Annotated in this window: 23 protein-coding genes; 4 read left to right on the forward strand and 19 right to left on the reverse strand. The window is 64.4% G+C overall.

Going from position 1 to position 22,615, the window contains the following annotated elements:
• The 18 genes from A5906_RS44690 to A5906_RS19115 form a co-directional block, all read right to left on the reverse strand.
• Window positions 1–254, reverse strand: a 254-nt coding sequence (locus A5906_RS44690; RefSeq protein WP_488225980.1) for a lipoate--protein ligase family protein, incomplete at its 3' end; no start/stop codon positions are given.
• 1 nt (window position 255) lies between these two features.
• On the reverse strand, window positions 256–1,692 hold the full coding sequence (gene nuoN / locus A5906_RS19035) for an NADH-quinone oxidoreductase subunit NuoN (RefSeq protein ID WP_080136918.1): 1,437 nt from the start codon (window positions 1,690–1,692) through the stop codon (window positions 256–258).
• 22 nt (window positions 1,693–1,714) lie between these two features.
• Window positions 1,715–3,223, reverse strand: coding sequence for an NADH-quinone oxidoreductase subunit M (locus A5906_RS19040; RefSeq protein ID WP_080136919.1), 1,509 nt, complete (start codon window positions 3,221–3,223; stop codon window positions 1,715–1,717).
• Window positions 3,224–5,329, reverse strand: a complete 2,106-nt coding sequence (gene nuoL, locus A5906_RS19045) for an NADH-quinone oxidoreductase subunit L (protein ID WP_080136920.1) — start codon at window positions 5,327–5,329, stop codon at window positions 3,224–3,226.
• Between the two features lie 8 nt (window positions 5,330–5,337).
• Window positions 5,338–5,646, reverse strand: coding sequence for an NADH-quinone oxidoreductase subunit NuoK (gene nuoK / locus A5906_RS19050; protein WP_008547737.1), 309 nt, complete (start codon window positions 5,644–5,646; stop codon window positions 5,338–5,340).
• The gene (locus A5906_RS19055; RefSeq protein WP_080136921.1) at window positions 5,643–6,281 is read right to left on the reverse strand and encodes an NADH-quinone oxidoreductase subunit J; all 639 of its coding nucleotides are present in this window, start codon (window positions 6,279–6,281) and stop codon (window positions 5,643–5,645) included. Before A5906_RS19055 ends, nuoK begins: the two co-directional genes overlap by 4 nt.
• 9 nt (window positions 6,282–6,290) lie before the next feature.
• Window positions 6,291–6,779, reverse strand: coding sequence for an NADH-quinone oxidoreductase subunit NuoI (gene nuoI / locus A5906_RS19060; RefSeq protein WP_026232873.1), 489 nt, complete (start codon window positions 6,777–6,779; stop codon window positions 6,291–6,293).
• A 14-nt stretch (window positions 6,780–6,793) separates the two neighbouring features.
• Window positions 6,794–7,861, reverse strand: a complete 1,068-nt coding sequence (gene nuoH, locus A5906_RS19065; protein WP_130366410.1) for an NADH-quinone oxidoreductase subunit NuoH — start codon at window positions 7,859–7,861, stop codon at window positions 6,794–6,796.
• 10 nt (window positions 7,862–7,871) lie between these two features.
• On the reverse strand, window positions 7,872–9,947 hold the full coding sequence (gene nuoG, locus A5906_RS19070; RefSeq protein WP_080136923.1) for an NADH-quinone oxidoreductase subunit NuoG: 2,076 nt from the start codon (window positions 9,945–9,947) through the stop codon (window positions 7,872–7,874).
• A gap of 5 nt (window positions 9,948–9,952) precedes the next feature.
• Window positions 9,953–11,278 carry an NADH-quinone oxidoreductase subunit NuoF gene (gene nuoF / locus A5906_RS19075; protein WP_080136924.1) on the reverse strand — a complete coding sequence of 442 codons (1,326 nt, stop codon included), beginning with the start codon at window positions 11,276–11,278 and terminating at the stop codon, window positions 9,953–9,955.
• 15 nt (window positions 11,279–11,293) lie between these two features.
• Window positions 11,294–11,500, reverse strand: a complete 207-nt coding sequence (locus tag A5906_RS19080; protein WP_080136925.1) for a hypothetical protein — start codon at window positions 11,498–11,500, stop codon at window positions 11,294–11,296.
• Complete coding sequence (gene nuoE, locus A5906_RS19085; RefSeq protein WP_080136926.1) at window positions 11,500–12,111, reverse strand: NADH-quinone oxidoreductase subunit NuoE; 612 nt, start codon at window positions 12,109–12,111, stop codon at window positions 11,500–11,502. The genes A5906_RS19080 and nuoE overlap by 1 nt, the downstream gene beginning before the upstream one ends.
• Before the next feature lie 10 nt (window positions 12,112–12,121).
• Window positions 12,122–13,099, reverse strand: coding sequence for an FkbM family methyltransferase (locus A5906_RS19090; protein ID WP_080136927.1), 978 nt, complete (start codon window positions 13,097–13,099; stop codon window positions 12,122–12,124).
• Window positions 13,099–14,295 (reverse strand): NADH-quinone oxidoreductase subunit D, encoded by a 1,197-nt coding sequence (locus A5906_RS19095; protein WP_080136928.1) that lies wholly within the window; start codon window positions 14,293–14,295, stop codon window positions 13,099–13,101. Before A5906_RS19095 ends, A5906_RS19090 begins: the two co-directional genes overlap by 1 nt.
• Before the next feature lie 2 nt (window positions 14,296–14,297).
• On the reverse strand, window positions 14,298–14,909 hold the full coding sequence (locus tag A5906_RS19100) for an NADH-quinone oxidoreductase subunit C (protein WP_080136929.1): 612 nt from the start codon (window positions 14,907–14,909) through the stop codon (window positions 14,298–14,300).
• Between the two features lie 11 nt (window positions 14,910–14,920).
• A complete protein-coding gene (locus tag A5906_RS19105) occupies window positions 14,921–15,502 on the reverse strand; it encodes a NuoB/complex I 20 kDa subunit family protein (RefSeq protein ID WP_371740171.1) in 582 nt (193 codons plus the stop codon).
• Window positions 15,499–15,864 (reverse strand): NADH-quinone oxidoreductase subunit A, encoded by a 366-nt coding sequence (locus A5906_RS19110; RefSeq protein ID WP_008136158.1) that lies wholly within the window; start codon window positions 15,862–15,864, stop codon window positions 15,499–15,501. The genes A5906_RS19105 and A5906_RS19110 overlap by 4 nt, the downstream gene beginning before the upstream one ends.
• 623 nt (window positions 15,865–16,487) lie before the next feature.
• The gene (locus A5906_RS19115) at window positions 16,488–18,587 is read right to left on the reverse strand and encodes a TonB-dependent siderophore receptor (protein WP_245326792.1); all 2,100 of its coding nucleotides are present in this window, start codon (window positions 18,585–18,587) and stop codon (window positions 16,488–16,490) included.
• Here A5906_RS19115 and A5906_RS44695 point away from each other — a divergent pair.
• Window positions 18,565–18,882: a hypothetical protein gene (locus A5906_RS44695; protein ID WP_245326793.1), complete on the forward strand. Its 318-nt coding sequence runs from the start codon at window positions 18,565–18,567 to the stop codon at window positions 18,880–18,882. The genes A5906_RS19115 and A5906_RS44695 overlap by 23 nt on opposite strands.
• Window positions 18,883–18,939: 57 nt before the next feature.
• Here the strand turns inward: A5906_RS44695 and A5906_RS19120 are convergent, their stop codons facing one another.
• Window positions 18,940–19,452 carry a MarR family winged helix-turn-helix transcriptional regulator gene (locus tag A5906_RS19120; protein WP_080136931.1) on the reverse strand — a complete coding sequence of 171 codons (513 nt, stop codon included), beginning with the start codon at window positions 19,450–19,452 and terminating at the stop codon, window positions 18,940–18,942.
• A 172-nt stretch (window positions 19,453–19,624) separates the two neighbouring features.
• Between A5906_RS19120 and A5906_RS19125 the strand changes: the two genes are divergently transcribed.
• The 3 genes from A5906_RS19125 to A5906_RS19135 all read left to right on the forward strand — a co-directional run bounded on the left by A5906_RS19125 (window position 19,625) and on the right by A5906_RS19135 (window position 22,519).
• Window positions 19,625–20,815, forward strand: a complete 1,191-nt coding sequence (locus tag A5906_RS19125) for an aromatic ring-hydroxylating dioxygenase subunit alpha (RefSeq protein ID WP_080136932.1) — start codon at window positions 19,625–19,627, stop codon at window positions 20,813–20,815.
• 60 nt (window positions 20,816–20,875) lie between these two features.
• Complete coding sequence (locus A5906_RS19130; RefSeq protein WP_080136933.1) at window positions 20,876–22,171, forward strand: spinster family MFS transporter; 1,296 nt, start codon at window positions 20,876–20,878, stop codon at window positions 22,169–22,171.
• Between the two features lie 144 nt (window positions 22,172–22,315).
• Entirely contained in the window at window positions 22,316–22,519 is a 204-nt protein-coding gene (locus A5906_RS19135) for a hypothetical protein (RefSeq protein ID WP_080137291.1), read from the forward strand.
• The last annotated feature ends 96 nt before the right edge of the window (window positions 22,520–22,615 follow it).

A 22,615-nucleotide genomic window follows, 5' to 3' on the forward strand; every position in this document is an offset into this window, starting at 1 on the left:
CCGATGGTGGCGGCAACCGCAGGCGCGATGTCCAGGACTTCGAGAACGCTGGCGGCGAGATTGCCCTTTGGGGCGATCCAGGGGCGCTGGCGCCGGCCGCGGCCGGCGGTCTGTTCCGACGTGACGAACCACATCGGGCCGCGTTCGCCGGCCCGCGCGTGCTCGATGGCGTCGGTATTGGTCGAGCCGGTCCGTTCGAAAGCCGCGAGCTTGTAGCCCGCGGCCTGTGCGCGAGGACCGAGCGCGAACCCCATCCTAGAACAGCGACTTTGCCGCGGCGGAGGCAACGCTCACCACGGGACCTGCGAACAGCGCGAACAGGATGTTGAACAGGCCCGCAACCGCCAGCACCGTCTTCACCTCGACGCGCACCGGATCGACCTGGCCGGCCGGCTCGTCGAAATACATCGTCTTGACGATGGCGAGATAGTAGTAGGCGCCGACGACGCTGGAGAGCACGCCGATCACGGCCAGCGTGAACAGGTTCGCCTTGATGGCCGCGACGAAGACGTACCACTTCGCGAAGAAGCCGGCGAGCGGCGGGATGCCGGCGAGCGAGAACAGCAGCATCGCAAACATGAAGGCGAGCAGCGGATTGGTGCGCGACAGGCCGGCGAAATCGCTGATCTGCTCCACGGCCTGGCCGTTGCGCTTCATGGCGAGGATGATCGAGAACGAGCCGAGCGTCATCGCGACATAGATCACGATGTACATCAAGACGCCCTGCGCGCCCTCGACCGTCCCGGAGGCAAGGCCGACGAGCGCGAAGCCCATGTGGCCGATCGAGGAGTACGCCATCAGGCGCTTGATGTTGCTCTGGCCGATCGCGGCGAAGGAGCCGAGCGCCATCGAGGCGATCGCCACGAACACCAGAATCTGCTGCCACTGCGAGACGATGCCGGGGAATGCGGTCAGCGTGACGCGGGTGAAGACCGCGAGCGCGGCCACCTTCGGCGCCGAGGCGAAGAAGGCGGTGACCGGGGTCGGTGCGCCCTCGTACACGTCCGGCGTCCACATGTGGAACGGCACGGCCGAGACCTTGAAGCAGAGGCCGGCGAGCAGGAAGACGAGGCCGAACACGAGGCCGATATTCGAGGCCGTCACGGCCGCGGCGATACCGGCGAAGCTGACCGTGCCGGTGAAGCCGTAAACGAGCGAGGAGCCGTAGAGCAGCATGCCCGAGGACAGCGCGCCCAGGACAAAATACTTCAGGCCGGCTTCGGTCGACTTGGCGTTGTCGCGGTTCGAGGCCGCCACGACGTAGAGCGCCAGCGACATCAATTCGAGGCCGAGATAGAGCGAGATCAGGTCGCCGGCCGAGATCAGCACCATCATGCCGAGCGTCGAGAGCAGGACCAGGATCGCGTATTCGAAAATGCGGCGCGACGGGTCGGAGAGGAACTCGGTCGACAGGATCAGCGTCACCGCCGAACCGATCAGGGCCAGGATCTTCATGAAGCGGGCGAAGTCGTCGACGATGAAGCTGCCGCCGAAGGTTACGGTCTTGCCCGCCGGCTGGAGATATTCGAGCACGCCGACCACGATCAGGAGCAGGACCGCCAGCGACGTCACCGCCCTGGTCGTCTCCTGCCCGCGATAGGCCCCGAGCATCAGAAGCACCATGGCGCCGACCGCGAGCACGAGCTCGGGCAGCACCGGCGCCAGTTGATAACCTGCAGTCGAAAAGCTCATGGCGATATCCTGACCTGCCCGATCACTGGAGCAGTGCGGCGGCCTTCACGGCCGTCACAGCGGTGTTGTAATTGTTGACGAGTTGCTGGACCGAGGCCGCCGACATGTCGAGCACCGGCTTCGGATAGACGCCAAACAGGATCGTCAGCGCGATCATCGGGAACAGCGTCACGCATTCGCGCAAGGTGAGGTCCTTCATGCTCATCAGCGACGGCTTGACCAGCGCCCCGAACACGACCTTGCGATAGAGCCACAGCGCATAGGCCGCCGACAGGATCACGCCGAAGGTGGCGAAGAACGCGGTCGGGATCGAGACCTTGAAGGTGCCCAGCAGCGTCATGAACTCGCCGACGAAGCCGCTCGTTCCGGGCAGACCGACATTGGCCATGGTGAAGACCATGAAGGTCATCGCGTAAAGCGGCATCCGGTTGACGAGGCCGCCATAGGCCGCGATCTCGCGGGTGTGCAGGCGGTCGTAGACGATGCCGACGCAGAGGAACAGCGCGCCGGAGACGATGCCGTGCGAGATCATCTGGAACATGCCGCCGGCGACGCCCTGCATGGTGCCGGCGAAGATGCCCATGGTGACGAAGCCCATATGCGCCACGGACGAGTACGCGATCAGCTTCTTCATGTCCTCCTGCATCAGGGCCACCAGCGAGGTGTAGATGATGGCAATGGCAGAGAGCGTGAAGATCAGCGGCGCGAAGTCATGCGAGGCCAGCGGGAACATCGGCAGCGAGAAGCGCAGGAAGCCGTAGCCGCCCATCTTCAGGAGGATCGCGGCAAGGACCACGGAGCCGGCGGTCGGAGCCTCGACGTGCGCGTCGGGCAGCCAGGTGTGCACCGGCCACATCGGCATCTTCACCGCGAAGGAGGCGAAGAAGGCAAGCCAAGCCCAGGTCTGCAAATTCCGCGGCACGGCGGTGTGCATCAGGGTCGGGATGTCGGTGGTGCCGCCGTTCCAGTACAGCGCCATGATGGCGAGCAGCATCAAGACCGAGCCCAGCAGCGTGTAGAGGAAGAACTTGAACGACGCGTAGACCCGGCGCGGACCACCCCAGACGCCGATGATGAGGAACATCGGGATCAGGCCGCCCTCGAAGAACAGGTAGAACAGCACGAGATCGAGCGCCGAGAAGGTGCCGATCATCAGCGTTTCCAGGATCAGGAACGCCATCATGTATTCGCGGACGCGGCTGGTGATCGCCTTCCAGCTCGCGATGATGCAGAACGGCATCACGGCGGTGGTCAGGATCACGAGCGGCAGCGAGATGCCGTCCACGCCCATGTGGTAGGTGATGCCGGTGGCGAGCCAGTTCGCCTTCTCGACGAACTGGAAGTCGGCGCTGTTGGGGTCGAAGCGCATCACCAGGATCACCGACACCGCGAAGGTGATCAGCGTGGTCCACAGCGCGATCCAGCGCGAATTGCGCTTGGCCGCCTCGTCATCGCCGCGGCTGAGATAGACGATCAGCGCGCCGACCACCGGCAGGAACGTCGTGACCGAAAGAATGGGCCAGGTTGTCATTTACTGGCCTCCAAAGCCGAACATGAACCAGGTGATCAGGCCGGCGGCACCGATCAGCATGGCGAATGCATAGTGATAGAGATAGCCGGTCTGGATCTTCACGACGTTGCGGGTGACGTCCAGCACGCGGGCGGAGACGCCGTCGGGGCCGAAGCCGTCGATGATGAAGCCGTCGCCCTTCTTCCAGAGCTGGTAGCCGATCCACTTCGCCGGGCGGACGAAGATGACGTCGTAGAGCTCGTCGAAGTACCATTTGTTGAGCAGGAACTGGTACAGCATCGGCTGCTCCTGAGCGAGCCGAACGGGGATGTAGGGCCGGCGGATGTAGAACAGGTACGAGACGAGGAAGCCCAGCACCATCATCACCGTCGGCAGGAAGGCGATGGTCTCGGGGATGTGGTGCATCTCCTCGATGATGTGCGGGTTCATCTTCACGGACTCGCGGAAGAACTCCTCGACGCCGTGGCCGGCGAACAGCTCCTTGAACGGCAGACCCGCGACGAACGAGCCGACCGCGAGCACGCCGATCGGGACCAGGATCCAGAGCGGGGCTTCATGCGCGGCCTCGTAATGATGCTCGTCATGGGGCTCGCCGTGGAAGGTCTTGAAGATCAGGCGCCAGGAGTAGAACGAGGTCAGGCCGGCGGCGATGACCGTCATCAGGAAGCCGTATACCGCGAACGGATTGTGCGAGGCGTAGGCGGACTCGATGATCGCGTCCTTGGAGAAGTAGCCGGCGGTGAGCGGGAAACCGGTCAGCGCCAGCGTGCCGACCACCATCACCGCATAGGTGTAGGGGATCTTCTTCCAGAGGCCGCCCATGTTGCGGATGTCCTGCTCGTGGTGCATCGCGTAGATCACCGAGCCGCTCCCTAAGAACAGCAGCGCCTTGAAAAAGGCGTGCGTGAACAAATGGAACATGCCGACCGAATAGGCCCCCGCTCCCATCGCCACGAACATGTAGCCGAGCTGCGAACAGGTCGAGTAGGCGACGATGCGCTTGATGTCGTTCTGGACGAGGCCGATCGTGGCGGCGAAGAACGCCGTGGTCGCACCGAAGAACATCACCACGGCTTGGGCGGTCGGGGCGAGCTCGAACAGCGGCGACAGGCGCGCCACCATGAAGACGCCGGCGGTGACCATGGTCGCTGCGTGGATCAGCGCCGAGACCGGGGTCGGGCCTTCCATCGCGTCCGGCAACCAGGTGTGCAGCAGGAACTGCGCCGATTTGCCCATCGCACCCATGAACAGCAAGAGGCAGGTCAGGGTCAGTGCGTCGGCGTGCCAGCCGAGGAAGTTGATGGTCTTGCCGGTGAGGCCAGGGGCGGCATGGAAGATGGTCTCGAAATCGGTCGAGCCCGCCAGCATGAAGATCGCGAAGATGCCGAGCGCAAAGCCGAAATCGCCGACGCGGTTGACCACGAAGGCCTTGATGGCGGCGGCGTTCGCCGACGGCTTCTGGTACCAGAAGCCGATCAACAGATAGCTGGCGAGACCCACGCCCTCCCAGCCGAAGAACAGCTGCACGAGGTTATCAGCGGTCACCAGCATCAGCATGGCGAAGGTGAACAGCGAGAGATAGCCGAAGAAGCGCGGCCGGTACGGATCCTCGTCCATGTAGCCGATGGAATAAAGGTGCACGAGCGAGGACACGGTCGTCACCACCACCAGCATCACCGCGGTCAGCGTGTCGACGCGCAGGGTCCACCAGACCTGGAGGTCGCCGGAGAAGATGAAAGGCAGCAGCTGGACACGGGCCTCGTGGTGCATGAAGCCGACATCGACCAGCGTCATCCAGGACAGCGCCGCCGCGACGAACAGCAGACCCGTGGTGATCAGCTCCGCAGCGCGCGAGCCAGCCGCGGCCGGCTCCGCGGGGCCGTGGCCGTGGTCGTCATGGCCGTCGCCGGGCTCGTGGTGGGTCTCGTGGATGACCGCAGCGTCCTCGTTGATCGTATTGGACGCATGGGCGTGCGCGCCATGGCCGTGATCGCCGTGATGCTCGACCTCGTCGCCCGAGGGGTTGCGGGCATGCGCGCCGACCAGCGAGATGAGCCCGGCCAGAATGGCGCCCAGCAGGGGCAGGAAAACGATTGCCTGAACCATTTGAGAGCTCAGCCCTTCATCAGATTGACGTCCTCAACCGCGATCGAGCCGCGGTTGCGGAAATAGACCACCAGGATGGCGAGACCGATCGCGGCTTCAGCGGCCGCGACGGTCAGCACCAGCAGCGCGAAGACCTGGCCGACGATGTCGCCGAGGAAGGTCGAGAACGCGACGAGGTTGATGTTTACCGAGAGCAGGATCAGCTCGATCGACATCAGGATGACGATGATGTTCTTGCGGTTCAGGAAGATGCCGAGGATCCCGAGCGTGAACAGGATCGCGCCGACCGCCAGATAATGTCCGAGCCCGATCGTCATTTCACCCACTCCGCCGCATCGGCATCCGAGAGCCCCTGCCCCGGCGCCACCTTGCGCATCGCCATCGCCATCTCGGGCGTGCGCGCGTTCTGAACGTTGATGTCCTGCCGCTTCACGTTCGCCTTGTGGCGCAGCGTCAGCACGATGGCGCCGATCATGGCGACCAAAAGCACCATGCCCGCCAGCTGGAAGTAGTGGATGTACTTCGTATAGAGCACGAGGCCGAGCGCCTCGGTGTTGCTGACGTTGGCCGGGATCGCCGCCGTGCTCGTCTTGGCGACGCCGGGGTTGATGACCCAGAAGCCGACGGTGAGCAGCAGCTCGAACAGGAAGATGCCGCCGATCACCAGGCCGACCGGCAGGTACTCGATGAAGCCCTCGCGCAGCTCGAGGAAGTCGACGTCGAGCATCATGATCACGAACAGGAACAGCACCGCGACCGCGCCGACATAGACGACGATCAGCATCATGCCGAGGAACTCGGCGCCCATCAGCACGAACAGGCCGGAGGCGTTGACGAAGGCCAGGATCAGGTACAGCACGGAGTGCACGGGATTGCGCGAGACAATCACCATCACGGCCGAGGCAACGCAGATGCCGGCGAACAGATAGAAGAACAGCGCGGGAAGGATCATGCCCTCACCTCACCGGTACGGCGCGTCGAGCTCGATCGCTTTCGCGATCTCGCGTTCCCAGCGATCGCCGTTGGCGAGCAGCTTGGCCTTGTCATAGAACAGTTCCTCGCGGGTCTCGGTCGCGAACTCGAAGTTCGGACCTTCGACGATGGCGTCGACCGGACAGGCCTCCTGACAGAGGCCGCAATAGATGCACTTCACCATGTCGATGTCATAGCGCACGGTGCGGCGGGTGCCGTCGTTGCGGCGCGGACCGGCCTCGATGGTGATGGCCTGCGCCGGGCAGACCGCTTCGCAGAGCTTGCAGGCGATGCAGCGCTCTTCGCCGTTCGGATAGCGGCGCAGCGCGTGCTCGCCGCGGAAACGCGGCGAGATCGGGCCCTTCTCGAACGGATAGTTCAGCGTCGGCTTCGGCTGGAAGAAATAGCGCATGGCGAGGAAGAACGCCGAGACGAATTCCGACAGCAGGAGCGAGCGTGCAGTGGCGTTGATGTTGATACCCATGACGGCCCTCACTTCGGCGCGATGCCGGCGAAATGCAGCACGCCGGCCACCACGATCACCATCGCCAGCGACAGCGGCAGGAACACCTTCCAGCCGAGGCGCATCAGTTGGTCGTAGCGGTAGCGCGGCACGATCGCCTTTGCCATCGCGAACAGGAAGAACATGAAGAACAGTTTCAGCGAGAACCAGATGATCCCCGGCACCCAGTTGAAGGGCGGCAGGTCCACCGGCGGCAACCAGCCTCCGAGGAACAGGATCGTGGCCAGCGCGCACATCGTGACGATCGCGACGTACTCGCCGAGCATGAACAGCAGATACGGCGTCGAGCCGTATTCGACCATGAAGCCGGCGACGAGCTCGGATTCCGCTTCGACGAGGTCGAACGGCGGACGGTTGGTTTCCGCCAGCGCCGAGACGTAGAACACCACGAACATCGGGAACAGCGGCCAGACGTACCAGTTCAGGATGGTGAGTTGCGGCAGCCCGATCAGGCTGGCGAGGCCGCGCGCATGCTGGGCCTCGACCACGGCCGACAGGTTCAACGTGCCGGCGCAGAGCAGCACCGTGATGATGACGAAGCCGATCGAGACTTCATAGGACACCATCTGCGCCGCCGAACGCAGCGCGGCCAGGAACGGGTATTTCGAGTTCGACGACCAGCCGGCCATGATGATGCCGTAGATCGACAGCGACGAGATCGCGAAGATGAAGAGGACGCCGACATTGATGTCGGAGATCACCCAGCCGAGATTGGTCGGGATCACCGCCCAGGCCGCGAGCGCGAGCACGCACGACACCAGCGGCGCCAGCAGGAAGACGCCTTTGTTGGCGCCGGCCGGGATGATCGGCTCCTTCAGCACGAACTTGAGGAGGTCCGCGAAGGATTGCAGCAGGCCCCAGGGGCCGACCACGTTCGGGCCGCGGCGGATCTGCACCGCCGCCCAGATCTTGCGGTCGGCGAGCAGGATGTAGGCGATCGCCACGAGCAGGACGACGAGCACCAGGACGCTCTCGGCGACCATGATGATCAGCGGCCAGAGGAAACCTGTCCAGAATGCGCTTTCGAAGAATTCCATCAGATCACGCTCACTCCGCTGCGGTCAGCATCTGCCCGGAGGCAAGCCGCGAGCATTCCGCCATCACGGCGGACGCACGCGCGATTGGGTTGGTCAAATAGAAGTCCTCGACCAGAGGCTTGAACGGCGCCTTCTCGAGCGAGCCGCCCTTCCCCGCCAGCTTCTTGATCTGGTCGGCGGAGCCGGCCTCGATCTGGTCGAGACGGATCAGATGCGGCACGGCCTTGAAGATCATCTGGCGCAGGGCGGGAAGCGAGTCATAGCCGAGCTTCTTGCCGAGCGCTTCGGACAGCGCGCGGATGATCGCCCAGTCCTCGCGGGCTTCGCCCGGCGGGAACGCGGCGCGGCCGGTCATCTGCACGCGACCTTCGGTGTTGACGTAGATCGCGGACTTCTCGGTATAGGTCGCCGCCGGCAGGATCACGTCGGCGCGATGTGCGCCGCGATCGCCATGGGTGCCGATATAGACGACGAAGGTACCGTCCGGCGCCTTGATCTCGTCGGCGCCGAGCAGGAACAACAGGTCCAGCGTTCCGAACGTCGTCATCTGCGCCGCATTCAGGCCGCCCGCGGTTGCGGCGAAGCCGATGTCGAGCGCGCCGACGCGCGAGGCGGTCTCGTGCAGCACGCCGAAGCCGTTCCAGCCGTCCTTGACCGCGCCGACGTCGAGCGCGAGCTTGGCGGCGCCGGCGAGGATGGCGGCGCCGTCGTGACGAGCGGCCGCGCCCGCACCGACCAGGATGATCGGATTCTTGGCGTTCTTCAGCACGTCCGTGAAGGAGTGCTTGCCGGCCGAGAGCTCACCGAGCGTCTCCGTGCCCGCGCCGAGATGGTCATAATCATAGGTCAGATCGGCCTTGGCGCCGATCACGCCGACCTTGAAGCCGCCGGCGCGCCAGCGCTTGCGGATGCGGGCGTTGAACACCGCCGCCTCTTTCCGCGGATTGGCGCCGATGATGAGCAGCGCATCGGCCTGCTCGACGCCTGCAAGCGTCGGGTTGAAGATGTAGGAGCCGCGGCCGAGCGCGGGGTCGAAGGCGTCGCCGCCCTGCACCGCCAGATTGCTCGAGCCGTACTTGGAAAGCAGGTCCTTCAGCGCGAACATCTCCTCGACGCCGGCGAGGTCGCCGGCGATCGCGCCGATGCGCTTGCCATCGGTGCGCGCCGCCTTGGCCGCAATCGCTGCAAAGGCCTCTGGCCAGGTCGCCGCGCGCAGCTTGCCGGCTTCGCGGATATAGGGCCGGTCGAGGCGCTGGGTGCGCAGGCCGTCGACGACGTGGCGGGTCTTGTCGGAGATCCACTCCTCGTTCACGGCCTCGTTGATGCGCGGCAGCACGCGCATCACCTCACGGCCGCGGGTGTCGACGCGGATCGCCGATCCCACGCCGTCCATGACGTCGATCGACTGGGTCTTGCCGAGTTCCCACGGACGCGCCGCGAACGCATAGGGTTTTGAGGTCAGCGCGCCGACCGGGCAGATGTCGACGAGGTTGCCCTGGAGCTCGGACGTCAGCGCATGCTGGAGATAGGTCGTGATCTCCATGTCCTCGCCGCGGCCGGTGGCGCCCATCTCGGGGGCGCCGGCGACTTCCGCCGAGAAGCGGACGCAGCGCGTGCACTGGATGCAGCGGTTCATCGAGGTCTTGACCAGCGCGCCGAGATATTTGTCCTCGACGGCACGCTTGTTCTCAGCGAAGCGGCTGGTGTCGACACCATAGCCCATCGCCTGGTCCTGCAGGTCGCACTCGCCGCCCTGGTCGCAGATCGGGCAGTCCAAGGGATGGTTGATGAGAAGGAATTCCATCACGCCTTCGCGCGCCTTCTTCACCATCGGCGAACGCGTCGAGATTTCCGGCGGCTCGCCCTTCGGGCCCGGACGGCAGTCGCGAACGCCCCAGGCGCAGCTGGCGACCGGCTTCGGGCCGCCCTTCACCTCGACGAGGCACATCCGGCAATTGCCGGCGATCGACAGCCGCTCGTGATAGCAGAAGCGCGGAATCTCGGCACCGGCCGCCTCGCACGCCTGAAGCAGCGTGTACTCGGCGGGGACATCGATCTCTTTGCCGTCGATGATGAGCTTGGTCATGTCTCTTACTCCGCCGCGACCATGTTCACGGGATCGCGGACGCCGATATCATCGACATCGGCCTTGTGCGAATATTGGTCGATGCGCGCTTCGATCTCGTGACGGAAGTGCGCGATCAGGCCCTGGATCGGCCAGGCGGCTGCATCGCCGAGCGCGCAGATGGTGTGGCCTTCGACCTGCTTGGTCACTTCGAGCAGCATGTCGATCTCGCGCTTGTGGGCGCGGCCTTCGGCCATGCGGGTCAGGACGCGCCACATCCAGCCCGTGCCCTCGCGGCACGGCGTGCACTGGCCGCAGCTCTCGTGCTTGTAGAAATAGGAGATGCGGGCGATGGCGCGGATCAAATCGGTGGACTTGTCCATCACGATCACGGCCGCCGTGCCGAGGCCGGAGCGCAGCTTGCTCAGGCTGTCGAAATCCATCGGCGTGTCGATGATCTGCTCGGCCGGCACCATGCGCACCGACGAGCCGCCGGGGATCACGGCCTTGAGGTTGTCCCAGCCGCCGCGGATGCCGCCGCAATGCTTGTCGATCAGCTCACGGAACGGAATGCCCATGGCCTCTTCGACGTTGCAGGGCCGCTCGACATGGCCGGAGATGCAGAACAGCTTGGTGCCGACATTGTTCGGACGGCCGATGCCGGCGAACCAGGCGGCGCCCCGGCGCAGGATGTCCGGCGCAACCGCGATCGACTCGACGTTGTTGACGGTGGTCGGGCAGCCGAACAGGCCGACATTCGCTGGGAACGGCGGCTTCAGGCGCGGCTGACCCTTCTTGCCTTCGAGGCTTTCAAGCAGCGCGGTCTCTTCGCCGCAGATATAGGCGCCGGCGCCGTGGGCGACATAGATGTCGAACGGCCAGCCGTTGACGTTGTCCTTGCCGACCAGCTTGGCGTCATAGGCCTGGTCGATCGCGGCCTGGAGATGCTCGCGCTCGCGGATGAACTCGCCGCGGACATAGATGTAGCAGGTGTGCGCGTTCATCGCGCAGCTCGCGATCAGGCAGCCCTCGATCAGCAGATGCGGATCGTGCCGCATGATCTCGCGATCCTTGCAGGTGCCGGGCTCGGATTCGTCGGCGTTGACGACGAGATAGCTCGGCCGGCCGTCGGTCGATTCCTTGGGCATGAAGGACCACTTCAGGCCGGTCGGGAAGCCGGCGCCACCGCGGCCGCGCAGCCCCGACGCCTTCATCTCGTTGATGATCCAGTCGCGGCCCTTGTCGATGATATTCTTCGTACCATCCCAGGCGCCGCGGCGCCGCGCACCCTCGAGCCCCCAGTCGTGGAGGCCGTAGAGGTTCTTGAAGATGCGGTCCTTGTCCTCGAGCATATCAGTGCTTTCCGATCAACGATTGGACTGCTTGTAGGCAAGTCCGGCGGCGCAGACGGCGAAGGTCAGCGCCCAGAGCAGGCTGGATTCCAGCGACGCGTTCAGGCTGAAACGCTGCAGCAGGAAGATGAAAACGGCCGCGACCGCGGCATGCATCGCGATGAAGCTCCACTTCTTCACGGCGCCGCTCCCCTCCACCAAAGGCTGCGAGAGATCCCGCATCAGGTGATCTCCTTCAGCGTGGTCGGCCCGGTGATCGGCGCCGAGAACTGGCGGCCGTTCTGCGGACCAGGCTTGGGCGGGTTGCCCGAAGCAAAGCCGTCGAGCACCTTGCCGAAGCTTTCCTTGGTCAGGTCCTCATAGGTGTCCTTGCCGATCAGCACCATCGGCGCGTTCACGCAGGCCCCTAGGCACTCGACCTCTTCCCAACTGAAATTGCCGTCCTTGGAGAGATGGAATGGCTCGTGATGAATGCGGTGCTCGCAGACGTGGATGAGATCCTCGGCGCCGCGCAGGCGGCACGGCGTGGTGCCGCAGACCTGGACGTGGGCCTTCTTGCCGACGGGAGCGAGCTGGAACATCGTGTAGAAAGTCGCAACCTCGAGCACGCGGATATAGGGCATGTCGAGCAGGTCGGCGACCACGCGGATGGCGGCTTCCGACACCCAGCCTTCGTTCTGTTCCTGGACGCGCCAGAGGATCGCGATCACCGCGGAAGCCTGACGGCCGGCCGGATATTTCGCGATCTGCTGCCTGGCGAATGCGAGATTTTCCTCCGTGAACGCAAAGTTCGCGGGCTGGACTTCCTTCGGTGCTAATCGGCGAACGGACATCTCTTATCTCTCACTGCATGCGGCGCGCGGACTTGGCGTTCAAAGTTTTGGCGTTCAGGGCATCGATCCTGTCCTGCCAGAACGCGCTTGCGGTGCCGAAAACGTTGTAGCCGACATGGGTCGAGACCTTGATGCGGTCGAGGATCGACAGCTCGGTCACGGTCTCCATCCGGTTGCTGCGCGGATCAAACACGATCAGCTTCAGCGGGGTCTGTTCGAGGATGTAGCGCGACACCGCATGAGAACGGTCGCTGCCGTGCTCCTCGCACATGATGACGCTGTCGGCCTGGAGCAGCCGGGCGCCGCCCTTGATCGCCTCGATCTCGACGCCCTCGACGTCGAGCTTGATCAGGTACTTGCCGCTCGCTGCGACCTTGCCGTCGTCGATGAGATTGTCCAGCGCGAGAACCGGCACCTCTTCGCCGCCGTCAGACGCATTGCCGGCGATGCTGAAAGCCTCGTGCTTGGTACCGGAGAGGCGCGCGGTGCCGCGCGCGGCGCCGATCGCGCATTTCATGGTCTCGAAGCGGTCGCCATTGACGCGGGCATTGTTGGCGAGCTTCGGATAGTTCTGGCCCGACGGCTCGATCGCGATCGCCTTGTGCGAGCCGAACGGCTTGCTCGACACCAGCACCGACCAGTAGCCGTAATTGGCGCCGCAATCGAGCAGTGTGTAGTCGACGTCGATGGAGTCGGCGAACAGCAGCTCGAGCTCGTCCTCATAGTTGTAGGAGCGGTTGAGCAGCTTGCTCCAATAGCCGTCGCCGTAGGGAAACTCGAACACGGCGTCGGGGTTGAGCTTGATCGCGATGTTGCGCTTGGGCAGCGTCTTCGCCAGCAGATTGGCGCAGGCGATGTAGCCCATGTGCGAGAAGTGGGAGGAGATCTTCGATCCCGTCACCAGCGCCAAGGCAGCCGTCCGCTCCCACAGGTTGGCCCCTTCAAGGGCCCCCGAGGCACGGTCAAACTGTATCGGCGCCTGGGCCATCACCGATCGACCTCTCCGAACACGATGTCGAGCGAACCCAGGATGGCCGAGACGTCCGCGAGCAGATGGCCACGGCAGATGTGGTCCATGGCCTGAAGATGCGCAAAGCCCGGCGCGCGGATCTTGCACTTGTACGGCTTGTTGGTGCCGTCAGAGATCAGGTAGACGCCGAACTCGCCCTTGGGCGCTTCGACCGCGGCATAGACTTCGCCGGCCGGCACGTGGACGCCTTCGGTGTAGAGCTTGAAGTGGTGGATCAGCGCTTCCATCGAGCGCTTCATCTCGCCACGGCGCGGCGGCGCGACCTTGTTGTCGGCGACGACGACGGGCCCCTTGCCCTCCGGCGCGTTCAGCTTCTGGATGCACTGCTTCATGATGCGCACGGCCTGGCGCATCTCTTCCATGCGGATCAGGTAGCGGTCGTAGCAGTCGCCGTTCTTGCCGATCGGAATGTCGAAATCCATCTCGGCATAGCATTCATAGGGCTGCGACTTGCGCAGGTCCCAGGCCGCGCCCGAGCCGCGCACCATCACGCCCGAGAAACCCCACTCCCAGGCTTCCTTCAGCGGCACAACGCCGATGTCGACGTTGCGCTGCTTGAAGATGCGGTTGGCGGTCAGCAGCCGGTCGAGATCGTCCACGACCTTCAGGAACGGATCGCACCAGGCCTCGATGTCGTCGATCAGCTTCTGCGGCAGATCCTGATGCACGCCGCCGACGCGGAAGAAGGCCGCGTGCATGCGGCTGCCCGAGGCGCGCTCGTAGAACACCATCAGCTTCTCGCGCTCTTCGAAGCCCCACAGCGGCGGGGTCAGCGCGCCGACGTCCATCGCCTGCGTGGTGACGTTGAGCAGGTGCGAGAGGATGCGGCCGATCTCGCAATAGAGCACGCGGATGAGCTGACCGCGGCGCGGCACCTCGATGCCGAGCAGCTTTTCGGCGGCGAGGCAGAAGGCATGCTCCTGGTTCATCGGCGCGACGTAGTCGAGCCGGTCGAAATACGGGATCGCCTGGAGATAGGTCTTCTGCTCGATCAGCTTCTCGGTGCCGCGGTGAAGCAGGCCGATATGGGGATCGACGCGGGCGACGACTTCACCGTCCAGCTCGAGCACAAGACGCAACACACCGTGGGCCGCCGGATGCTGCGGACCAAAGTTGATGGTGAAGTTGCGGAGATTTTCCGGTTGCTCGTTCATGATCAGACCTTCGGCCCCGCCTTCTCGTCACCGGGAAGCGGATAGTCCGCCCCTTCCCACGGCGAGAGGAAATCGAACTTGCGGAATTCCTGGTTGAGCCGGACAGGCTCGTACACCACCCGCTTCTCCTGGTCGTCGTAGCGGACCTCGACGAAGCCGGTGAGCGGGAAATCCTTGCGCAGCGGATGGCCCTCGAAACCGTAATCGGTGAGGATGCGGCGCATGTCGGGATGGCCGACGAAGAACACGCCGTAGAGGTCGTAGGCCTCGCGCTCGAACCAGTCGGCACCGGGGAACACGTCGATCAGCGACGGAACCTGCGTGGTCTCGTCGGCCTGGGCCTTGAGGCGGATGCGCGTGTTCAGGGTCGGTGACAGGAAGTGGTAGATCACGTCGAAGCGCTTCTCGCGCGACGGATAGTCCGCCGCCGTGATGTCGGTGAAGTTGACGAAACGGCAGTTCGGATCGTCGCGGAGGTACTTGACCACCTCGACGATCTTGCTGACCTCGACATCAACCGTGAGCTGGTTGAAGGCCACCGTATGACCGGTGGCGGCGCCCGGAAGCGCGCTAACGATCGTCTGCCCCAGTGCGTCGAGCTTGGCGTCGTCCATGACGTAAAACCTTAACGTTCGATGGTGCCGGTGCGGCGGATCTTCTTCTGCAGCAGCAGCACGCCGTAGAGCAGCGCTTCCGCCGTGGGCGGGCAGCCCGGCACGTAGATGTCGATCGGCACGATGCGGTCGCAGCCGCGCACGACCGAGTACGAATAATGATAGTAGCCGCCTCCATTGGCGCAGGAGCCCATCGAGATGACGTAGCGTGGCTCGGGCATCTGGTCGTAGACCTTGCGCAGCGCAGGCGCCATCTTGTTGGTCAGCGTGCCCGCGACGATCATCACGTCGGACTGGCGCGGCGAGGCGCGCGGGGCGAAGCCGAAGCGCTCGACGTCGTAGCGCGGCATCGACACCTGCATCATCTCGACCGCGCAGCAGGCAAGACCGAAGGTCATCCACATCAGCGAGCCGGTGCGGGCCCAGGTGATGAGGTCGTCGGTGGCAGCCACGAAGAAGCCCTTGTCGGACAGCTCGGAGTTGACCTCGAGGAAAAACGGGTCATTGGCCCCGACCGGCTTGCCGGTCGACGGATCCAGAATGCCCTTGGGCGCCGGTGCAACGACCGGACCGGCGGACGGTGCAGGATTCAATCCCATTCCAGTGCCCCTTTCTTCCATTCATAGGCGAACCCGACCGTCAGCACGGCGAGGAACACCACCATGGACCAGAAGCCGGTCGCACCAAGCTTGCCGAATGCCACCGCCCAGGGAAACAGGAACGCCACCTCGAGGTCGAAGATGATGAAGAGGATGGCGACCAGATAGAAGCGGACGTCGAACTTCATTCGCGCGTCGTCGAAGGCGTTGAAACCGCACTCATACGCCGACAGCTTTTCCGGGTCCGGCTGCTGGAACGCCACGATGAACGGCGCGATCAGCAGCACGAGGCCGATGAGGCCCGCTACCCCTATAAAGACGACGAGTGGAAGATAGTTCTGTAGAATGCCGCTCATTGGCGAGCCCTTTTTCCCGCGACGTCGGGGGAGCCGCGGATTCGTCCCGATTTGGAATTATTCTGAGCCTTAGCGCAGTGCACCAATGGGCGCAAGACACGCTCTTTTCAGGCCCTTTGCCGCCCCCAGAACGGTGGAAATCCCGGAATCACCCCGCGGCTGGTATGGAGCAGATCGATCGCCCCAGCAAGGGCGATCCCAATCCGTCCGGCGCGCTTGGCCGGCAGCTCCGCTGTTGGGGAAGCTTACTTAATCTAGGCCGCGGGACCGCGAAATCCAAATTACAACGAGGGCGATGGTGCCCTTTGTCATGCGGGCGACATGCTGGTGATTGCACCCGAACGCGGCCCGATTGCCGCGACCGGCAGATTAGGACAGCCATAGCGCCTGTCTGGCCAGACGAGCCATGCATCCCGATGGGACTGGGGTCCGTCTGGCGAATGCGTCCGTTGCGGCCCCGCCCCTATCGACCGCGAGCGCAGCCGCGGCGACTTGCTGGGCCGTCGCACGCGCCGCGCTCGCCGGAGCTTCGGGCCGGGGGGCACAGCCCGGAGCTCATCGATTCAGTCACATCGTCCGGATCAAGCTGGCGCGCAGTCCGCGCAGCTCCTCTCCTTGCCCCATCACCATGTGTAGGAGACGCTAGCGGTCACACGCCGGCGATCGCCGTAGAAGCAGGACGTCGGGACCGAACAACTGGCGACGTAGATCTTGTCGGTCAGGTTGATCACGTTCAGTGCCGTGCGCCAGTTCTGCCATTCGTAGTGGAGCGCGAGGTCGCCGAGCACCACCGCGGGAACCTCGAGGGTGTTGACCGTATCGGCCCAGGACGAGCCGATATAGCGGACGCCGCCGCCGAAGCCGAAGCCCTCGAGCGGTCCGTCCTTGAAGGTGTAGTCGGCCCAGCCCGACACCAGGATCTCGGGCGTGTTGGTCGGGGTCTTGCCGACCAGGGTCGGATCGAGATCCCGGCTGTTGAACAGATGGTAGGCGGTGAAGGCGCCGATCAGCTTCAGCTCCTTCGTGGCGTTCGCCACCGCTTCGAGCTCGATGCCGCGCGAGGTCACCTCGCCGGTCTGGTTCTGCAGGACCGGCGCGGTCACCGTGGTCGTCACGACGTTCTGGCGCTTCAGATCGAAGAACGAGGCGGTGAAATAGCCGTCGAACCCCTTCGGTGCGACCTTCACGCCGATCTCGGCCTGCTTGCCTGTCTCCGGCAGGAACAGCCGGTTCTGCGCGTCGAGGCCGATGATCGGATTGTAGCTGGTCGAATAGGAGACATAGGGCGCGATGCCGTTGTCGAAATTGTAGATCAGCCCTGCGCGGCCGCTGAACCTGCTGTCGTCGCGGCTGGCGACGGTGGCACCGGTAAAGCGCTTGTTCTGGGTGGTCTCGACCCAATCGTTGCGTCCACTCATCACCAGCGTGAAGTTGCCGAGCTTCATCTGATCCTGAAGATAGGTGCCGGCCTGCTTCTGCGTGATCCGGAAGTTCCGGAAGGGGTCGCCCGCGAACGGAATGTCGCTCAATCCGTAGACGGGATTGAGGATGCTGATCGGGGGCACCCCACCTCCGAACAGCTGGTAGTCGTCGATCTGATAGCCCTTCAGGTCGACGCCGAACAGCATCGTGTGTCGCACCGGGCCGGTGTCGAAGCGATACTCCAGCTGATTGTCGAGGTCAGCCTGATTGGCCGTGTTCTTCGCATACCAATTGTAACGATTGAGCGTCGCGGTTGCCTGATTGGCATAGTCGTTGCCGACATAGCCACGATAGGTGATGTCGACGTGGGCAAAGCGCGCATTCTGCCGGAACGTCACATCGTCGGTGAGATGGCGCTCGAACCGGTAGCCGAGCATCTCCTGCTCGCGCGTGAACTTGTCGACATTGGGATCGCCGGGGAAGAAGCTGGTCGGGATCTTGCCGAACGAAGCATTGGTGACCGTGCCGACATAGGGCAGGAAGTTGATGCCGCGCGTGTCCTGCTTGGTGGCAGACGCCAGCACCGTGAAGGTGGTGTCGGCGTCCGGCTTCCAGGTCAGCGACGGTGCGATGAAGTAGTTGTTGTCGGGCGTGAAGTTGACCTGTGTCGGGCCGTTCTGGACCTGACCGACGACGCGATAGAACAGCTTGCCATCCTGTTTGCCGTCATGTTTGCCGTCTTGGGGCTGCGTCGCGACCGGACCGCCAAAATCGAAACCGACATAGGCGTTGCCGAAATTGTTGACGCCGGTCTCGACGTAGCGGATCGGCTCGGCCGGCGGCATCTTGCTGATGACGTTGACGATGCCGCCCGGGCTCGACCCGCCATAGAGCACCGCCGAAGGTCCGCGCAGCACCTCGACGCGCTCCATGTTCGGAGTCTGCAGCTTCCAGCTCGCATAGGACGTGTAGAAGAGCTGCATGCCGTCGAGGAACAGCCCGACATCGTCGGACTTGAAGCCGCGGATCAGCCACCAATCGTTGCGCGTATCGGCGCCGAAGGTCCCTGCCCGCACGCCCGCGGTGTAGCGCAGGACCTCGTCGAGCTTGTTCGGCTTCTGGTCACGGATCTGGTCGGCGCCGACGACGGACACCGATTGCGGCGTCTCCATGATCGGCGTGTTGGTCTTGGTGCCGGACGAGCTGCGACCGGCGACGTAGCCGTGCACCGGGCCGAGCGGCCTCTCGACGAAGCCTGCATTGCGCTGCGGCTGCGGCTTGCTTCTGTTCGCGGTCTGCACCGATCGCCGCGGCGCACTGTGCGCGGCGGAAGCGGGAACGCGCCGGCGCGCTTCCGGCGCGGTGACAGTCACAGATGGCAGGTTCTGCGCGCTGCTTTGTGCCGTCGATTGTGCGAGCGATGCCTGCGGCACCAAAACCCAAGCCGATGCGGTCGCCAACACGGCCGACCGCAGCATTCCAAGACTGTTCAACGCGCCACCCCAAACCGCATGCCTGATGCGTCATGCCGCCGTGTTCGAGGCGGCATACGCTTGCGGTGACGCTTATGTGAGGGCGCGCGAATTCCCTAATTGAAAGCCTCTTAGAGGAGCTCTTAGAAGCGATCCATTATTCCCGCGGACCATCGGAACGTCAGCGCGCGTTCTTCTCGGCCTCGAGCATCTCGGCAGCGATCGCCGTGAGCTGGTCGACCTGCCGCAGCAGCATGTCGAACTCGGCCGCGCTCAGATTTTCCAGGAGGCGGCGGTTGCGCTCCTGCGCGCCTTCGACGATGGCATCATGCGCGGTGAGGCCCGACGCGGTGAGCGAGATCAGCACCTCGCGGCTGTCATTCGGATTTGCCGATTTCGCGATTAGTTTGCGCGACACCAGATTGGCCAGCGCGCGGCTGATCTGCCCCTTGTCCTGGCCGACGGCCTCGGCGAGGCGCGCCACGCTCATCGGCGGGCGCCGGCCGAGCGAGGCAACGAGACCGAACTCGACCGAGGATAATCCGGTCAGCCTCTTGTAGCGCAGGATGGCGCCGCGCTTGAGCAGATTGGCGAGCACCATCAGCCGCGAGGACAGCATCGCGGTGATCGGCGCCGGCTCGCTCTCGGCCGGCTCCGGCGTCGCCCACCCGTCCCTGCTCGGTGTCTGGTTCATCGTCCACCTCTGCCAAGAAAGCCCGGTCCTGCCAAGCCCGGGCCGCCGCGGTCTCTTCAAACGCGATTAAGATGCACCCGGAAGATCGTTGACAATGTCATCGAATTATCTTTCACTGCTCCCAAGGCATCAAAAAGGCCCGGCCGGCACGGCCGACAGCGGGAGGATCAGCATGACCATCACCCAGCGGGATCGCGATCTCGGCACGGCCTATGCCATGAAGCCGTCGCATACGCGCACCGAGCTCACCTCGGTCGTGCGCGGCACGCCGATGGGCGAACTGCTGCGCCGCTATTGGCATCCGGTCGGGCTCGTCGGTGACGCCACCGACACGCCGAAGAAAGTCCGCGCGCTGGGCGAGGATCTGGTGCTGTTTCGCGACAAGCATGGCCGCGCCGGCCTCCTGCACGCCCGCTGCTGCCACCGCGGCACCACGCTCTACTATGGCAAGGTCGAGGAAGACGGCATCCGCTGCTGCTATCACGGCTGGAAGTTCGACACCGAAGGCCATTGCCTGGAGCAACCCTGCGAGCCCGAGGGCGGCCAGTTCAAGGACAGGGTGCGTCAGCCCTGGTATCCGGTCGAAGAGCGCTACGGGCTGATCTTCGCCTATATGGGCCCGGCCGAGAAACGCCCGGTGCTGCCGCGCTATGAGTGCCTCGAAAACATGGATGATGGCGAGTTCGTCGAAGCCGACGATTCCTCGATCGGCGGCGGCGGGCCCGCCATCATCCCCTGCAACTGGCTCCAGCATTTCGAGAACGTGGTCGATCCCTATCACGTGCCGGTGCTGCACGGCTCGTTCTCGGGTCCGCAATTCACTGACATGATGGCCTCGATGCCGGAGGTGAAGTTCGACAAGACGCCGCGCGGCATCGTCGTGCGCTCCATCCGCAAGCAGGATGACGGCAAGCTATTCTATCGCGTCACCGAGGCTGCCCTCCCCACCCTCCGCGTCGTGCCAAATCCGCGCGTCGCGCAATTCGCGCGCGTCGAGTCGATCGGCTGGACGCTGCCGATCGACGACACCTCCTTCCGCATCTACGTCGCCGGCCGTGTCAAGAATTCCGGCGACATCGGCCGCATGCGCTCGAAGTTCAACGGGAAATTCTGGTGGGACATGACCGAGGAAGAGCACCAGCAATTCCCCGGCGACTACGAGGCCCAGGTCGGCCAGGGCGAGGTGACGGTTCACTCCGAGGAGCATTTCGGCCAGAGCGACCGCGGCATCCTGATGATCCGGCGCTTGCTGAGCGAACAATTGGAGGCGATGCAGGCAGGCCGCGACCCGATCGGCGTCTCCTTCGATGCGAGCGCCGCGCCAGTCGAATTCGAGGCGGGGAACTACATCCGCGAAGGATAATCAACCAGCTCCAACAAGAGCTGGACCGACAACGACAGCAAAGACAAATTGGGGGAAGCGATGGTCGATGTGACGTCACAGATGTCGGTGCAAACGGCCGCCGCGGCAAAGCCCTCGGCGCGGCGCTACTACGTGCTTGGGCTGCTCACCGTCATCTACGCGCTGAACTTCCTCGACCGCACGATCTTCAACGTCCTGATCGAGCCGATCAAGAAGGAGTTTGCCCTCAGCGACACCATGATGGGCCTGCTCGCAGGCTTCGGCTTCGCGCTGTTCTATTCCCTGCTTGGCATTCCCATCGCGCGCGTCGCCGACCGGCTCAACCGGCGCAACATCGTCGCGGTCGCCCTCGCGTTCTGGAGCGCGATGACGGCGCTGTGCGGCGCGGCCACCAGCGTGACCTCGCTGGCGCTGGCCCGCATCGGCGTCGGCATCGGCGAATCCGCGGGCTCTCCGGCCTCGCAGTCAATCGTCGCCGATCTCTTTGCCAAGAACGAGCGCCCGCGTGCGCTCGGCATCTACGCCATCGGCACCTATCTCGGCGTCTTCCTCGGCTATTTCGTCGGCGGCTATGTCAACCAGCACTATGGCTGGCGGATGGCCTTCTACGTTGCCGGCCTGCCCGGCATCCTGCTCGCGGCCATCCTGTGGCTGACGATCTCCGAGCCGAAGCGCGGCGCCATGCAGGAGAATTTCGTGCCCGAGCCGCTCGGACCGACGCTGCGCTTCCTGGCCTCGCAACAGAGCTTCATCATCGTCCTGGTCGGCTTCTGCCTCACCACCTACACCAACTATGCGACCGCGGCCTGGATCCCGCCGTTCCTGGCGCGTGTGCACCATCTGTCCAGCGCCGAAATCGGCACCTATGCGGGCACCTTCAAGGGCCTCGCCGGAATGGCGGGCACTCTGTTCGGCGGCTTCGTGGTGGCGCAAATCAGCCGCCGCGACGACCGCTGGAAGCTGTGGGCGCCTGCGATCACCTCAGGCCTCGCCGGCCCGGTGTTCGCGCTCTGCATGCTGACGCAGGATTTTGCGATGATGGTGGCGATGCTGGCGCTGACCTCGTTCCTGGTCGGTTTCCATCTCGGCCCGATCTTCGCGATCGCGCAGACCGTGGCCAAGCCAAGCATGCGGGCGCTGGCCTCGGCGCTGATCGCGCTGACCGCCACCTGCTTCGGCCAGGGTGTCGGCCCGCTCGCCGTCGGCGTCGTCAACGACGCCCTGAAGGGCAGCTACGGTGCGGACGCCGTCCGCTATTCCCTGCTCTCGGCAGCGGCCACGACCGCGCTCGGCGCCCTGCTGTTCGTCTGGGCCGCCCACTCGATCCGGAACGATATCGGCCGGGCCGCCGGCTGAGGCACCCGCTTCGACGCCACCGCCCGGCGAAACCAGCCGGGCGGCCAGATGAAACCATTTTGCGGAACCCGCGAAACCATCCGGAAACAGATGGTCCTTAGAAGGGGCCCCATAGACGGCGGCAAAGCCCGCCGGGAGGCTCAGATGAACCACTCAATTCACTCTGCTGATCGTGCGACCCACCTGAAGATCGTGGTGGTGGCGCTGGTGGCCGGCATTGCGGTGGCCGGCTTCGGGATCGCAGCCCGCACCAATGCCGATTACAGCCAGAGCGCCCAGTCGGCCCACGTCATCAAGGCCGGCAAGCCGGTGGTGATTACCAGCGCGGGCACGTCGGAGCTTCGCTAGGAACCAAAAGGTCCGATCTGGCACCAAATGGCCGCCTCCGGGCGGCCTGTTCGTTTTGTTTACAGCCCATGAGGCGACGCCTGTGGGCCGTCGCCC

This window comes from Bradyrhizobium sacchari, assembly GCF_002068095.1.
GTDB lineage: Bacteria > Pseudomonadota > Alphaproteobacteria > Rhizobiales > Xanthobacteraceae > Bradyrhizobium > Bradyrhizobium sacchari.

Coding starts and splice junctions, on each gene's coding strand:
- nuoN (WP_080136918.1), bottom strand. CDS start 1,692: ATGAGCTTTTCGACTGCAGGTTATCAACTGGCGCCGGTGCTGCCCGAG.
- A5906_RS19040 (WP_080136919.1), bottom strand. CDS start 3,223: ATGACAACCTGGCCCATTCTTTCGGTCACGACGTTCCTGCCGGTGGTC.
- nuoL (WP_080136920.1), bottom strand. CDS start 5,329: ATGGTTCAGGCAATCGTTTTCCTGCCCCTGCTGGGCGCCATTCTGGCC.
- nuoK (WP_008547737.1), bottom strand. CDS start 5,646: ATGACGATCGGGCTCGGACATTATCTGGCGGTCGGCGCGATCCTGTTC.
- A5906_RS19055 (WP_080136921.1), bottom strand. CDS start 6,281: ATGATCCTTCCCGCGCTGTTCTTCTATCTGTTCGCCGGCATCTGCGTT.
- nuoH (WP_130366410.1), bottom strand. CDS start 7,861: ATGGAATTCTTCGAAAGCGCATTCTGGACAGGTTTCCTCTGGCCGCTG.
- nuoG (WP_080136923.1), bottom strand. CDS start 9,947: ATGACCAAGCTCATCATCGACGGCAAAGAGATCGATGTCCCCGCCGAG.
- nuoF (WP_080136924.1), bottom strand. CDS start 11,278: ATGCTCGAGGACAAGGACCGCATCTTCAAGAACCTCTACGGCCTCCAC.
- A5906_RS19080 (WP_080136925.1), bottom strand. CDS start 11,500: ATGCGGGATCTCTCGCAGCCTTTGGTGGAGGGGAGCGGCGCCGTGAAG.
- nuoE (WP_080136926.1), bottom strand. CDS start 12,111: ATGTCCGTTCGCCGATTAGCACCGAAGGAAGTCCAGCCCGCGAACTTT.
- A5906_RS19090 (WP_080136927.1), bottom strand. CDS start 13,099: ATGGCCCAGGCGCCGATACAGTTTGACCGTGCCTCGGGGGCCCTTGAA.
- A5906_RS19095 (WP_080136928.1), bottom strand. CDS start 14,295: ATGAACGAGCAACCGGAAAATCTCCGCAACTTCACCATCAACTTTGGT.
- A5906_RS19100 (WP_080136929.1), bottom strand. CDS start 14,909: ATGGACGACGCCAAGCTCGACGCACTGGGGCAGACGATCGTTAGCGCG.
- A5906_RS19110 (WP_008136158.1), bottom strand. CDS start 15,864: ATGAGCGGCATTCTACAGAACTATCTTCCACTCGTCGTCTTTATAGGG.
- A5906_RS19120 (WP_080136931.1), bottom strand. CDS start 19,452: ATGAACCAGACACCGAGCAGGGACGGGTGGGCGACGCCGGAGCCGGCC.
- A5906_RS19125 (WP_080136932.1), top strand. CDS start 19,625: ATGACCATCACCCAGCGGGATCGCGATCTCGGCACGGCCTATGCCATG.
- A5906_RS19130 (WP_080136933.1), top strand. CDS start 20,876: ATGGTCGATGTGACGTCACAGATGTCGGTGCAAACGGCCGCCGCGGCA.
- A5906_RS19135 (WP_080137291.1), top strand. CDS start 22,316: ATGAACCACTCAATTCACTCTGCTGATCGTGCGACCCACCTGAAGATC.